The following is a 12,973-nucleotide window of genomic DNA, read 5'->3' as shown; positions in this document are numbered from 1 at the left end:
GAATACGAGAGTGTCACACGATTTAGCCTTGCATCGTTGGAAACCTCCCCCTCACAGAAGCCTGCCTGCGGTTTTCCCGCACAAGCCTCTTCATTGAGCCATTCACCTGCTCTAATAAAGCGACACTAAGCGACCAGGTCTGGGGAGAGGATGCCACGCCAGATAGCGTAGAAAGCTCTCCCAGCGAAAGCTACGTCGTTGACTCCGTCGATTCAGCCATTTGAAGACCAGCTTGTGAACTGCGTCTTCAAAGTGGTAGAGCGCATGACCGTTGTCGGTGACCCCAAAGTAGTTGAAGTGTCCGCGCAGCTTTTGCCCGATTGCTTGCCATAGCTGAGGCAGCTTATGAGCATTGCGTTTTTGCTGCAACCATTGATTGAGGGTGACTAACGCACGGCGAAATCGTTTCTTTGAAGTCTTGCGCTTTAATCGGGCTTTTCCGTTGCGACTCTTGCCCCAGTAATGGGTGAACCCCAGAAAATCAAAGCTGGGGAATTTTCTCCCGTACTTGAGGGCTAGACCCGCTTGCCGCTTGCCGCAGGGAAGAAGTTGGGTTTTCTCCTCATTGAGGCGCAAGCCGAACTTCTCCAATCGCTTGGGCAGAACCCGCATGAATCGTCGAGCATCGTCCTCGAACTCAAACAAGGCAATGCTATCGTCCGCATACCGGATCAGAGCGCAGTAGCCTCGGCAGTGCTGGCGCACAATGGTGGTAAACCACTGATCTAGCACAAAATCCAAGAACACATTTGCAATGACGGGGGAGACTATCGAGCCTTGCGGGCTACCCAATTCATCCTGTACTACGCCGCCTAGGGTTTGGACTCCGGCTTTGAGCATTCGCGCAATCACCTGTAGGAATCTTCTATCCCGAATCCGCAGGGCTAATACCTTGAGGATTTCCTGGTGCGGCATGGTGTCGAAGAATTGAGCCAGGTCTAGGTCTGCAATCCACCCAACGGGTTGCCCCATGACCTCCTGATGCAGTTGCCGCAGGGCATCATGACATCCTTTATGGGGTCGAAACCCATAGGAGTTACTGAGGAATACCGGTTCGTAAATTGATTCTAAGACCCGACGAGTCATCTCCTGAACGATTTTGTCTTCAACGCAACTAATTCCCAGAGGGCGCAAGCTGCCATCTTCTTTGGGAATCTCGACTCGTCGTACCGCTTGGGGTCGATACGACATCTGGTTCAGTTTCCGGTGCAACCCCTGTAGATTTTCCTCCAGGTTCTGTCCGTACTCCGTTTTCGTCACTCCATCGATTCCAGGCGCTTTGTTGTCTAGCGACTGAAAGCAGGCTCGCAGATTCTCCACACTATAGTGGTGCATCAGGGCACTGAAGACAGTCCCTGGTTCTCTGTGAGCCCGTTCGGCTATCCGCTCGATTCCTGTTGTCACCATACTTCCACCTCTGAGTGTGGTTGATGTTGCCTTCGAGTGTTCGACCCAATGTGTCCCCCTTCGCTCCGTGGGCGTTACCCCACTTCTTCACTACTATGGGGACATCCGACTTCCCATGAATCGTTGAGCGTTCTTCCGGTTTGCCGGTTGTGCGGCTCTACCCCCCGATGGAGGAGTTCATGGGACCTCCCAAGTTCCCGACTCTACCTTGATGACGTGCTACGGTCTCCGACCCCGGTGGACCCTCCAGAACCCTGGCAGTTGGCTCTGTTGGTTTTGCCTTCCACAACACGAACTGTGTCGGCATCCACGTGTATGTCTAATTTGATTGTGCGTTAAAGGATTGTGGGCTTGGTAAAGTAGGATCAATTCTTTCCCCTCAAGAAGCTATGGAATGCCGACTTTGTGGTCATCCTAAGTGTCATAAGCATGGCAAGCTGCCCAATGGACACCAACGCTATTTCTGCCCTCACTGCCAGCAAACCTTCTGTGAGAGCTTTGACACGCTGTACTACTGGCGACGAGTGAGTCCGGAACAAGTTCAGCAGGTGCTACAAGCTCATAGTGAGGGCAGCAGCTTACGAGGGATTAGCCGAATTACAGGCTTGGCATACAACACCGTGGTCAGTATTGTTCGGGCATCGAGTGCCAAGGCTCAGCTAATTCATAACGACCAGGTCAAGCAAGTGGCAACCGCAGAGGGGAGTGCGGATGAGATGTGGTCTTTCGTGCAAAAAAACAGAAGCAATGTCTTTCCAATGAATTAGAAGTGGGAGACTGCTGGATAGGTCTGAGTTTAGCGGACTCCAGTGGACTGATTTTAGCGGCACGAGTGGGCAAGCATACAGACGAACTTATTGAGGAATTGGTAATTAGTACACAGGGAAAAACGGCTTGCAAACAGTGGAACAGTGATGACTGGGGAGGCTATGAACGAGTCCTTCCGCCTGAAATTCTGCACTATGTTGGCAAAGACAAAACGCAGCGCTTAGAGCGAACCAACGGCATCGTCCGACAACAAACTGCTCGATGGCACCGCAGGCAAAACAAGTTCGGCAAACGGTGGGAGCAAACGAAAGTGACAACACGCTTAGTAGTCAGCTATTTCAATTGGATTTGGCGGCATAGTCGATTCAAAACAACTGCGGCTCAACGAGCAAAACTGGCTGAGCAGCCTTGGACCTGGCAGGATGTCGTTACCTACCCCACAATCCTTTAGTGCACTACCCAACAATGACTTGAGTTCGAGAAAAGCCGTGTCTTGATGGTTCGACAAGACATATGCCAATACTTCGCCTGTTGCATGATCAATGGCGTGCCACAACCAACGTTGCTGTTGCTTGGAGTGGACAAAACGACCCATCTCATCCACTTCTGCCTCTACATCCTCCCATTGGCACAGCTTGACGATGGTTTGAGTCGGTTCAAGCTGGGCTAGACGAGCTTCATTGACTGCTTTGAGATGTCGATCTTTTTTTTAACTCTTCAATCACCGTAGTCGGACTAATCTTCAACACTCGTGCAGTATCTCGGATGCCACTCCCGTTGACTGCCATATCAACAATCTGCTGTTTGACTTCGGGCAAGTAGCCTCGGTAAGCATAGTCTCGAATGAAGGTGCTGCGAGCGCATTCCGAATTACGACATTTATAACGTTGCTTGCTCTCCTCAGAGCGACCGTGCTTGACCACGTTATTGCTTCCACAATCAGGACAAAGAACAGGTTCTAAAACCATGCTGTAAGTTCACGGGTAAACGCCTGTCTGTATTCTCGCATTTCCACAGGTCTAGAACATTACCCGGTGAGCAGAGGTTTTCATAGTTTGAATAAAATCCAAATTTGCTGGATTTTATTCAACTCACAACAATTGTTTTAAGAAATAGGTGCTGACTGGGTTGCTCTGAACCGAAACCAATGACTCGCAAATTAGGAACAGATTGCCTGGAAAGTTTAATTGCCTTTGAAGTAATATCAGTTCTCCTACTTTTTAATAAGCGATAGTTAAAGCCAATAGTCGGGTTGGGCTGCTTGCCACAAGAAGGAGCATAGAAAAGATCAAAGTCAACAGCGTTAGGAATAAGAGTTCGGGGCATATTGCCACAGTGTTCTGTGATCAGAGTACTGAGTCATTGAGCAATGGTGATGATGTGCAGCGGCAACGACCAAGTAGAAACAACTTGTTCTAATTCTTGACCAGGTGCTCCATAATCCTGCATAAATTAAGCTTTGGCACTCTTGCTTGGAGATAGGTGAGCAACCCAGGTAGCGGTTTCCCACCAGGTTGCAACCACCACATCTGCATCGGACCCATCTGCATCGGTGATGAGGCGGTAGCGCTATAACGCTTGAAGCGGCACAACGCCGTTGTCAAAATGTGAGAGTTCATCATCTTTGTAGGGAATTCAGCCCTTTCCTTTAACTACTGATTTTGCCTGTTGTTTGAAAGTAGATCGAGGTTATGGTGCAGAGACAATAAGTACATCATGTCCACGCTTTTTAAGGTGCTCTGCATATATTGCAATTACTTGAATTCCACAAGACAGATAAGCATGGGGGAGGGTGAATGTAATCTTCATAAATCGGATAGTTTAATGTGGACTATCAAAGGTTTGAACAGAACTTTCTGAAACTTCTGGGACTGTATTAACTCAGTTTTCTTACTTGAGTGGTTCAGTAATTACTCGTATTTAGTTCAGTGGACTAATTTTTTATCAGTGGAATGTATCAGGGCAGGCGATCGCATAATTTAGCGTTTGGGATCTCTAAGTTTAAGTAAAGAGTTTAAGTAAAGGTTAATATATATCCCTAATCCAACGTTTATACTGTATGACTCTCACTTGATCAATTCAGATTTTATGAAAACTGCACAAAAAACACTGCCTCAGATTGCATCAACGACTGATCATGTACTAACGCTAGGCGACTATGCCCACTCTGTACTCAGTGAGCAATATCGCAGCATATTTAAACACGAAAAGAAAGTTTTAGCCGACAACGATCCAGAAGATTTGCATCACATGCGGGTGGGGACGCGCAAATTGAGAACGGCATTTCAGGTGTTTGGTATGGCAATACAGATGCCCAAAGGTGCTAACCCAAAACGCGTTAGTGCGATCGCCAAAATCTTGGGTAAACTGCGCGACTTAGATGTGCAAATCGCCGCATTAGAAGGTACTTACTTGCCTCTAGTGGATGGGGTTGAAGAGGATTTGCTGCACGAGGCGCTTCAAGTGCTATACAAACAGCGTCGGCAAGCATTTGCCGTAGTTGAACACACCCTTGCGCGATCGCGTTACCAAGATCTCAAAACCAGCTACCAATACTGGCTAGAAAACCCCGAATATACGTCTTTGGCAACACTGCCTATTATTCCCCTACTGCCTGACCTGCTTAGTCCTCTGCTTGCCGATTTACTATTGCATCCGGGTTGGTTGATTCCGGCGAGTGGGTCTTCAACCGCAGGCGGAGAAATCCTTCACGATTTGCGAAAAGCTTGCAAACATGTCCGCTATCAAGCAGAGTTCTTTGTGCCGTTTTATAGTCAACCCTTTCAAGCTTGGATTCAAGAGATAAAATTGCTGCAAGACAATTTAGGCAAACTGCAAGACAGCTATGTTCTGCAAGATCTTTTAAAAGAATATCTACCCAAACGTGCTGAGATGCCAGCTTTGCAAGCAACAATTCATCAAACCCGCTCGGAGGCGTTAGCAGACTGGGATACGGTGCGGCAACAATATCTTGATCCAGCTTTCCGCAGTTACTTGCACCAAATGTTGCTAGAACCCGTTTTGCCAGTTGTTGAGCCAGTTGTCGTGGATGCGGCACCCACAAGTACTCGTAAAAGAGCCGCTGCCAAAAAAGTTGCTAAAACCGCTACCGAAACGAGAGCGATTCAGAAGCAGTAATCTTTGCTCGTTTGATGGGTTATCCCTAAAATAGTGAAAGCGTCCTGTAAAGTTTTGAGTAGCTTACTAGACTTCTACGTCCGCTGATTTTAAGTAGTAACCAGGCTGTTTTGGCAGATTTTTATGAGTACTGATAATTTAAATTTTTTGGATGATGGTGAATCGATCGCGTCAACCGTGAGCCAACTGCATCATTATTTCAAAACAACGCACTCTCGCTATAAGTTGAAGCAGGGTAACCTGTTAAACAGAGTGCATGTAAATGCCAAAGAGACTGCCCAAGTTCAGGAAGATGTGCAGCATTTGGAAGAAGTGATTGCTCTATTTGGCATATTGACTGATTCACTGTCAGTCGCAAACCGGGTGCTGCACTCTGAGGCGATCGCCCAAATTATTGGCTCAGATGCAGATGTTTATAAAACTCATCTAGAAGATGAGCAAGAGCACGCTTCTGAACGGGCTGCTGCTGAGCGTAAGGTGGCTCAACGAAATAAAGAGTAGTTCGGCATTTGGAAGTGCTTTTATCGGGGTCAATTTTTTTCTAGCTTTTTCTTTGCTTCTTTTTCAAACCAAATGATTACTTGGGCGATCGTTAAACGTTCAATGTCAATGTCTGCTTCCCTGGCAATGCGTTTGAGCGGTTTGAGGGATGAAATTACCAGTTGGGAAAAGAATCGGCGAAAATCACTATCTCCAGCTTTTTGCAAGCTTTCATCCTGATAAACCCACTCTTCAATTTGAGTCGATTGCAACGTTGCAATAGGAATGTCGGTTTTCTGAGCAATTTGCTTCAGAGATCGCAGCGCATAGATAGTCACTCGTGTGGTGAATTTATCATGCGAGGTCAGCAGCGCTTTATCTACTTCAGCGCATTCTTCGGGCGTTAGAAACTCAGCAGACTGCATCCTATTCTCCCGTAAAGCAATCATTTAGGATAACCCTATTGTGCAGCGATCGCTGGTTATAAACCATTTGCATTTCGCAACTTCCAACCCTCCCACAAACGAGCAACACCAATCACCATCAACAAGCCTGCAACTCCCACAGGTACTCCAGCCAGCAACAAGGGGAACCAATGATATTTTGTGCCTTCCTCCAATGAGGTTCTAGCGTTTTCGGGGGCTTTGCTGTCATACACAACATAAACTGGAGTTCCCACTCCCAGCCGCAAAGAACAGTCTGTCTGTTTAACTAGCTTCCCTGTTTCCGGCTGGTACTGCACAATTGGACAAAGCACTTTTTGCCATTGAAGGCACTTTAAGGCATTCCCGCGCTTAGTACGTTGACAAACTCTGGTTGTCTCTTGGGCGATAACCGTTCCCATTACCTCTTTTTGTCGCCATGCTTGGTCAAAGCTTTCTAAAAAATTGCCCGACACAAACGATAAAAGCACACCACCTGCCGTGATGGCGAGAATTCCAGAAGCGATCGCATCAGCCTGTTTAAGCCAATTCATAAAAGGGTTCACTCACTTTGAGGCTGGGTTGCATCCGCATACCTAAACATATTCTGATGGCAGCAAGCACGGTAACAGTATGGGCGCAATCTTTGCAAGATATTCAAATGGAAAAATGTACCAGATGTTTAAAGTTATTTAACAGTGACATCAGCTTTGAGCCGGGAAAAATCCAAGACAACCAACAATTAGAAAGGCAATATTCCACCCAACAGCCCAGATAGCACTCAGTACCGTCACTACCCAGCCCAGCCCAGAAAATCCAGGCTGCCTGCGCGCTGACAAACGCTTAGGGATGTTATATCCCAGAATTAACAACGATAATCCGGGAAACAGATTAACTATCCAATGAATCAGCCAAAATTCAGGGCTTGGCGCTGGTTTTGTGTTTGGCAATGAGACACAGATTTCGGAAAAGTGGGTGAAAACATAGAACCACAGCGCCATAATGCCCACTCCAAGCAAAATTAGCAACAGGCTCAGAAGCAAAGTAAAAGTGAAAAGACATCCCGATTTTCTTGATGAACGCTGCATAGCGATGACTGGCAAAAGAGCTTTGTGTCAAACTTCTCTTTTTACTTCGATTGAATTAAATAGCCGCAGCGGTGTTCTCCATCCACAATCCAGTGAGTGCGCTCTACAGTGCAGCCTTGCAGCGCAACCGCAAACATTTCTAACTCATGCCCACAGACGCTAGGAAACGATTCTGCAATTTGAGAAATAGCGCAGTGATGCTCCGTCAGAACAAATCGATTCCCGTCTGCTACTGCTCCATCTGTATCTATCGAATGGCACTCTGCCATATATCCTTCTGCCTGACGAATTGCAGCTAGCTTTGTCACCCGATCTTTGAGTAACCCACTCCCAATGCGATCGCGATATTCCAACGCCTTCCGCTCCCACTGCTTTTGCAGAATTGATTTCATTTGCTCTTGGCTAATGGTTTCTGCCAGCGTATCTAATAAAGAAATTGCAAATTCGTCAGAGCGATCAGGAAAGCGATCGCGTCCAGACTGACTTAAGCCATAAGTGTGGCTTGGGCGACCCATCCCCGTCTGCACCGCCTCATGCACAATCAGCCCTTCCTCTTCCATATCTTTCAAATGACGGCGAACTGCTTGAGGACTGATACGCAGACATTCAGCCAGATTTTGAGCGGTGGCTTGTCCCTGCTTTAGAAGGTGTTGCAGGATATCTTGCTTTGTTGAATGCTGCTGGGTTGTCGTCATTCGCGCGCGTAGAGTCGAGACTTACAAACACAATTCAAGTCTATATGCTAACTTTAGCAACAAAACTGTTTCTAAAGTGTTTTACAATAAGGTTAAGCAACAAAGATGTTGTTTTAATTATAAAATTCGTTTGTTACATTATTCCACTTGTTATAGTGTTGCCTGCCCATGAACACACAAATGAAACCCAACCAAGCGTCCGAAAAAAGCTTGGAGGCAATGAAGAATTTTTCAGAAACCTATGCCAAGCGTACAGGTACTTATTTCTGCTCTGATTTAAGCGTTACTGCCGTCGTGATTGAAGGGCTTGCCAAGCATAAAGATGATTTAGGCGCTCCCCTTTGCCCTTGTCGGCATTATGAAGACAAGGAAGCTGAAGTCGCTGCCGTCTATTGGAACTGTCCCTGTGTGCCGATGCGAGAGCGCAAAGAGTGCCACTGTATGCTTTTCCTCACGGCTGATAATCCCTTTGTGGGCGACAAGCAAGAGATTTCTATTGAAGAAATTCGTGCCACTACCAATCAGGCGTAGCCATTTTAGATAGCAGATTGAAGATTAAAGATTAAATGCGAGATCTATATAATCTTCAATTCAAAATCTTCCATACAAAATCCGATTCCTCAGAGAGAACACTTCGATGACTGCATCCGTTCAAAACCTGGTTAACCAGCCCTATAAATATGGCTTCGTCACCAACATTGAATCTGATACGATTCCTCGTGGCTTAAGCGAAGACGTAGTTCGTCTGATTTCTAAGAAGAAAGGCGAACCTGAATTTATGCTGGAGTTTCGCCTGAAAGCTTATCGCCAATGGCTAAAGATGACTGAGCCAAATTGGGCTGAGGTGGGCTACCCCGCGATCGACTACCAAAACATCATTTATTACTCTGCGCCCAAGGTGACAGAGAAGAAAAAAAGCCTGGATGAAGTTGATCCCGAACTGCTGGATACCTTTGAAAAATTGGGTATTTCGCTGTCCGAACAAAAGCGGCTCAGCAATGTAGCTGTGGATGCGATTTTTGATAGTGTTTCGATCGCCACCACCTTCAAAGAAAAGCTAGGGGAAGTTGGGGTCATCTTCTGCTCAATTTCCGAAGCCGTTCACGAACATCCTGAACTAATCAAAAAATATCTGGGTAGCGTCGTTCCTGTTGCGGATAATTACTTTGCCGCCCTGAACGCGGCGGTCTTCAGTGACGGTTCCTTTGTTTACATCCCCAAAGGCACCAAATGCCCCATGGAGCTTTCCACCTATTTCCGCATTAATAATGGTGACTCAGGGCAGTTTGAGCGGACGCTGATTGTTGCCGAAGAAGGCAGTTCCGTTAGCTATTTGGAAGGCTGCACTGCCCCCATGTATGACACGAATCAGCTTCACGCGGCTGTCGTGGAACTGGTGGCGATGGACAATGCCGACATCAAATATTCTACGGTGCAAAACTGGTATGCTGGCGACAAAAACGGTAAAGGCGGCATCTTCAACTTCGTCACCAAACGCGGGTTATGCCAAGGCGTGAACTCCAAAATCTCCTGGACTCAGGTAGAAACAGGATCAGCTATCACCTGGAAATACCCAAGCTGTGTGCTAGTGGGCGATAACTCCGTCGGTGAGTTCTACTCGGTGGCGTTGACCAACAATTACCAGCAAGCTGATACGGGTTCCAAGATGGTTCACATCGGCAAGAATACCAAAAGCACGATCATTTCCAAAGGCATCTCTGCTGGCAATTCTCAGAATAGCTATCGCGGTTTGGTCAAGATTAATCCCAAAGCAACGGGTGCCCGTAATTATTCTCAGTGCGACTCGATGCTGATTGGCGACAACGCTCAGGCAAATACGTTCCCCTACATCCAGGTGCAAAACGACAAGGGCAAAGTTGAACACGAAGCTTCGACTTCCAAAATTGGGGAAGATCAACTGTTTTACTTCAAACAGCGCGGCATTTCAGCAGAAGATGCGGTGTCGATGATCATTAGCGGCTTCTGCCGAGATGTATTTAACCAACTGCCAATGGAGTTCGCGGCCGAAGCAGACAAGCTTCTCGCCCTCAAACTCGAAGGCAGTGTGGGTTAGTCATTATGTCTGAGTGCAGTGTGAGAATCGCCAAGCGATCGCAAATATCTACCTGATTCCAAATTAAACAGAAGTCGTTAGTGTCAGATTGATTTTGGTAAAAGCGATGGTTGAGATCTTACAAGCTAGAACTGTCACGATTCGAGACTTGATTGATGACTTCAAGTTGGAGCTTGTGCGCGATCGCGATTTTTTTGCCGAGTGGCGAGAACATTTACCAGAACTGACGGATCAGGAAAAGCAAACGCTTGATATTGTGCAAGAAGGCTTCTTTAACTTGATGGAGTACCCACCCTACTTAGAGAAAGCGGTTCAAATCTCTGTTCTATCGCCGTTGCTACTTCTGGGCGGGTTCTTTTTGCATCCCTTTCAAATTAGAGCAGAACAGTCCACTGAGATTGTTAGCCAAGATGGGGGCGTGGTGATTCGAGGACAGCTTGATCTAATTATTTTGAAAGAGCGCTTCTGGGTCCTAGTTATTGAATCCAAAGGATTTGCTTACTCTGCCGAAACAGGTTTAGCCCAACTCATCTCTTACATGATGGCGAATCCAGAAGTAGAAAAACCTTGTTTTGGAATGCTGGCAAATGGATTGGGTTTTAGATTCGTCAAGTTAATAAAACATCCCCCACGCTATGCAGTGTCGAACCAGTTCAACCTGTTAGATGACGGAAACAAGCTTTACCCAGTCCTACAAATTATGAAACGGTTAGGGCAGTTATAGGGGAAGATTCAGATGAAAATTAGAGGGGTTGAATGGTGATTCAAGAGAACAGTGAAGTGATTTTGTCGGTGAAGAATTTAACTGCTGAGGTAGAAGGAATCTCTATCCTCAAAGGGTTAAATTTGGAAGTTAAATCAGGCGAAATTCACGCGATTATGGGACCGAATGGATCGGGAAAAAGCACCTTTTCCAAAGTTTTGGCGGGGCATCCTGATTACACCGTGACGGGTGGAGAAATCACCTATTTAGGACAAAATTTGTTGGAGTTGGAAGCGGAAGACCGATCGCGTTCTGGCATTTTTCTCGCCTTTCAATATCCCATCGAAATTCCTGGTGTTAGCAACCTCGACTTTTTGCGCGTGGCATACAACTCCAAGCGTAAATTTGCAGGTCTGGATGAGCTGGATACCTTCGATTTTGAAGACTTGGTGCAGCAAAAGCTAGATGTTGTGAAAATGAATCCAGCTTTTCTTGATCGCAGCGTCAACGAAGGCTTTTCCGGTGGCGAAAAGAAGCGCAACGAAATTCTGCAAATGGCTCTGCTAGAACCAAAGCTGGCGATTTTAGATGAAACCGATTCTGGGCTAGATATTGATGCGCTACGGATTGTGTCGGGTGGCGTGAATCAGTTGACCACACCCGATAACGCCGTGGTGCTGATTACCCACTACCAGCGATTGCTCGATTACATTGTGCCCGACTATGTGCATGTGATGGAAGGTGGACAGATTGTGACTACGGGCGGCAAAGAACTGGCGCTAGAACTGGAAGAGCGTGGTTACACCTGGATTCGCGAAGAAGCGGAGGTTGCAGCACGATGATTGAATTGTCTACTGTTTCCGAAATTGGCAATAGAGGACTTTCTAGCAAAGTAGATCGCGCCGCCTATCTGCAAACCTTACTGCATCTTCGACTCCCACTGCCTGAGTCACTGATTGGTTTGCAAGTCATTCGCGATCGCGCCACAGCCAGAATTCAAGAATTGGCGATTCCATCCACTCGCGATGAAGAGTGGCGATTTGCAGATTTATCAAGTCTCTTGCAAGTTGACTTTCAAACCGTGAGTGAGCCGTCCAGTCTTAGCTTTCCTCACATTCAGCCGTTTATTCTGCCAGAAGCGATCAACAGTCGCCTGGTGTTTGTGAATGGTGTATACGACCCAGCGTTGTCGGCAGTGGATGGCTTACCCGATGGAGTGCTGGTCACCAATCTGGCAACAGCGGCGGAGTTCAGGGACTGCTCGACTTATCTTGCACAACAGCCGGGAGCAGAAGAAGTCTTTACAGCCTTAAATACCGCAAGTTTTACAGATGGCGCTTTAATTTGGGTTGAAAAAGATCAGGTAATTGATTCACCCATCCAGCTTTTGTATGTGTCAACGGCAACTCAACTCGCGATCGCTCACCCTCGTTGCCTAGTGGTTGCCCAATCTGGCAGCAAGCTCACACTAATTGAGGAGTTTGTGACGTTGCATGAAGGTATTTACTTCACTAACGCAGTTACAGAAGTTGTGGTTTCTGATAGCGCTGAGGTGAACCATACACGGATTCAACGCGATAGTGTTGAGGCGTTTCACATTGGCAAAACGACCGCGACTCAAGCGCAGAATTCTCGCTATACCTGCAATGCTGTTAGCTTGGGCGGCAAATTGTCTCGCCATAACCTGGAGGTTTACCAAACAGGTGAACAAACAGACACAGTGCTGAACGGACTAACAATGATTACGGGCGATCAGGTCGGCGATACCCACAGCGCGATCGCGTTTACCAAGCCCCACAGTACTAGCCATCAGATTCACAAATGCGTTGTCGATGATCACGCCCACGCGATTTTTAACGGCAAAGTGTTGGTGCCTAAAGCCGCTCAACTTACCAACGCCGGACAGTTAAGTAAAACCCTACTGCTGTCACCCAAAGCGCGAATTGATACAAAACCCCAGCTTGAAATCGTTGCCGATAATGTCAAGTGCGCCCACGGAGCCACGGTCAGCCAACTCGACAACGACGAAGTGTTTTATCTGCAAAGTCGTGGCATTGATGAAGCCAGCGCCCGCAAACTGTTGGTTTATGCCTTCGCCTATGAAGTAATTGATCAAATTCCCGTTGCTTCGTTGAAAGAGCGGCTGAGCGCAATCGCTCGACCTCAACAGCCCTAACACTGCTAATCCCTTATTTTTC

12 protein-coding genes and 1 pseudogene are annotated in these 12,973 nt (G+C 47.0%); 8 read left to right on the top strand and 5 right to left on the bottom strand.

Going from position 1 to position 12,973, the window contains the following annotated elements:
- Window positions 1-111 precede the first annotated feature (111 nt).
- Window positions 112-1,407 (bottom strand): group II intron reverse transcriptase/maturase, encoded by a 1,296-nt coding sequence (gene ltrA / locus JOY44_RS14515; protein ID WP_171574387.1) that lies wholly within the window; start codon window positions 1,405-1,407, stop codon window positions 112-114.
- Between the two features lie 389 nt (window positions 1,408-1,796).
- On the opposite strand from ltrA, the gene JOY44_RS14510 reads away from it, so the two are divergent.
- Window positions 1,797-2,626, top strand: a protein-coding gene (locus tag JOY44_RS14510; RefSeq protein WP_171572708.1) for an IS1 family transposase whose coding sequence is annotated in 2 segments (ribosomal slippage) — window positions 1,797-2,138 and window positions 2,141-2,626 — 828 coding nt in all. Because the reading frame shifts where the segments join, the coding sequence is not laid out codon by codon here.
- Between the two features lie 9 nt (window positions 2,627-2,635).
- Here the strand turns inward: JOY44_RS14510 and JOY44_RS32840 are convergent.
- A pseudogene (locus tag JOY44_RS32840) lies at window positions 2,636-3,143 on the bottom strand (IS1 family transposase); the annotation flags it as partial.
- 1,120 nt (window positions 3,144-4,263) lie between these two features.
- Here JOY44_RS32840 and JOY44_RS14500 point away from each other — a divergent pair.
- Together JOY44_RS14500 and JOY44_RS14495 are read left to right on the top strand one after the other, a co-directional pair.
- Window positions 4,264-5,313, top strand: coding sequence for a CHAD domain-containing protein (locus JOY44_RS14500; RefSeq protein ID WP_171574385.1), 1,050 nt, complete (start codon window positions 4,264-4,266; stop codon window positions 5,311-5,313).
- A 123-nt stretch (window positions 5,314-5,436) separates the two neighbouring features.
- On the top strand, window positions 5,437-5,814 hold the full coding sequence (locus JOY44_RS14495) for a hypothetical protein (RefSeq protein WP_171574384.1): 378 nt from the start codon (window positions 5,437-5,439) through the stop codon (window positions 5,812-5,814).
- A gap of 29 nt (window positions 5,815-5,843) precedes the next feature.
- Here JOY44_RS14495 and JOY44_RS14490 read toward each other — a convergent pair whose 3' ends face one another.
- The 3 genes from JOY44_RS14490 to sufR all read right to left on the bottom strand — a co-directional run bounded on the left by JOY44_RS14490 (window position 5,844) and on the right by sufR (window position 7,998).
- Window positions 5,844-6,218, bottom strand: a complete 375-nt coding sequence (locus JOY44_RS14490) for a hypothetical protein (RefSeq protein WP_171574383.1) — start codon at window positions 6,216-6,218, stop codon at window positions 5,844-5,846.
- Between the two features lie 56 nt (window positions 6,219-6,274).
- On the bottom strand, window positions 6,275-6,769 hold the full coding sequence (locus JOY44_RS14485) for a DUF3592 domain-containing protein (protein ID WP_171574382.1): 495 nt from the start codon (window positions 6,767-6,769) through the stop codon (window positions 6,275-6,277).
- 575 nt (window positions 6,770-7,344) lie between these two features.
- The gene (gene sufR, locus JOY44_RS14475) at window positions 7,345-7,998 is read right to left on the bottom strand and encodes an iron-sulfur cluster biosynthesis transcriptional regulator SufR (protein WP_171574380.1); all 654 of its coding nucleotides are present in this window, start codon (window positions 7,996-7,998) and stop codon (window positions 7,345-7,347) included.
- Window positions 7,999-8,166: 168 nt separating this feature from the next.
- Here sufR and JOY44_RS14470 point away from each other — a divergent pair, with 168 nt between their 5' ends.
- The 5 genes from JOY44_RS14470 to sufD all read left to right on the top strand — a co-directional run bounded on the left by JOY44_RS14470 (window position 8,167) and on the right by sufD (window position 12,951).
- Window positions 8,167-8,529, top strand: coding sequence for a ferredoxin-thioredoxin reductase catalytic domain-containing protein (locus JOY44_RS14470; protein WP_171574379.1), 363 nt, complete (start codon window positions 8,167-8,169; stop codon window positions 8,527-8,529).
- A 106-nt stretch (window positions 8,530-8,635) separates the two neighbouring features.
- Window positions 8,636-10,072 (top strand): Fe-S cluster assembly protein SufB, encoded by a 1,437-nt coding sequence (sufB, locus tag JOY44_RS14465; protein ID WP_171574378.1) that lies wholly within the window; start codon window positions 8,636-8,638, stop codon window positions 10,070-10,072.
- 106 nt (window positions 10,073-10,178) lie between these two features.
- Window positions 10,179-10,796, top strand: a complete 618-nt coding sequence (locus tag JOY44_RS14460; RefSeq protein WP_171574377.1) for a restriction endonuclease subunit R — start codon at window positions 10,179-10,181, stop codon at window positions 10,794-10,796.
- A gap of 32 nt (window positions 10,797-10,828) precedes the next feature.
- Window positions 10,829-11,617 (top strand): Fe-S cluster assembly ATPase SufC, encoded by a 789-nt coding sequence (gene sufC / locus JOY44_RS14455; RefSeq protein ID WP_322091348.1) that lies wholly within the window; start codon window positions 10,829-10,831, stop codon window positions 11,615-11,617.
- Window positions 11,614-12,951: a Fe-S cluster assembly protein SufD gene (gene sufD, locus JOY44_RS14450; protein ID WP_171574376.1), complete on the top strand. Its 1,338-nt coding sequence runs from the start codon at window positions 11,614-11,616 to the stop codon at window positions 12,949-12,951. Before sufC ends, sufD begins: the two co-directional genes overlap by 4 nt.
- Window positions 12,952-12,973 lie beyond the last annotated feature (22 nt).

The sequence above is a fragment of the Leptolyngbya sp. Cla-17 genome (assembly GCF_016807185.1).
In the GTDB taxonomy this organism is placed as follows: Bacteria; Cyanobacteriota; Cyanobacteriia; order Leptolyngbyales; family Leptolyngbyaceae; genus ULC077BIN1.
This window is presented reverse-complemented; position numbering and strand designations above follow the sequence as displayed.

Excerpts from the sequence above, each read along its gene's own strand:
- sufR (WP_171574380.1), bottom strand. The coding sequence starts at position 7,998 with ATGACGACAACCCAGCAGCATTCAACAAAGCAAGATATCCTGCAACAC.
- sufC (WP_322091348.1), top strand. The coding sequence starts at position 10,829 with ATGGTGATTCAAGAGAACAGTGAAGTGATTTTGTCGGTGAAGAATTTA.
- JOY44_RS14490 (WP_171574383.1), bottom strand. The coding sequence starts at position 6,218 with ATGCAGTCTGCTGAGTTTCTAACGCCCGAAGAATGCGCTGAAGTAGAT.
- JOY44_RS14485 (WP_171574382.1), bottom strand. The coding sequence starts at position 6,769 with ATGAATTGGCTTAAACAGGCTGATGCGATCGCTTCTGGAATTCTCGCC.
- ltrA (WP_171574387.1), bottom strand. The coding sequence starts at position 1,407 with ATGGTGACAACAGGAATCGAGCGGATAGCCGAACGGGCTCACAGAGAA.
- sufD (WP_171574376.1), top strand. The coding sequence starts at position 11,614 with ATGATTGAATTGTCTACTGTTTCCGAAATTGGCAATAGAGGACTTTCT.
- JOY44_RS14470 (WP_171574379.1), top strand. The coding sequence starts at position 8,167 with ATGAACACACAAATGAAACCCAACCAAGCGTCCGAAAAAAGCTTGGAG.
- JOY44_RS14500 (WP_171574385.1), top strand. The coding sequence starts at position 4,264 with ATGAAAACTGCACAAAAAACACTGCCTCAGATTGCATCAACGACTGAT.
- JOY44_RS14460 (WP_171574377.1), top strand. The coding sequence starts at position 10,179 with ATGGTTGAGATCTTACAAGCTAGAACTGTCACGATTCGAGACTTGATT.
- JOY44_RS14495 (WP_171574384.1), top strand. The coding sequence starts at position 5,437 with ATGAGTACTGATAATTTAAATTTTTTGGATGATGGTGAATCGATCGCG.
- sufB (WP_171574378.1), top strand. The coding sequence starts at position 8,636 with ATGACTGCATCCGTTCAAAACCTGGTTAACCAGCCCTATAAATATGGC.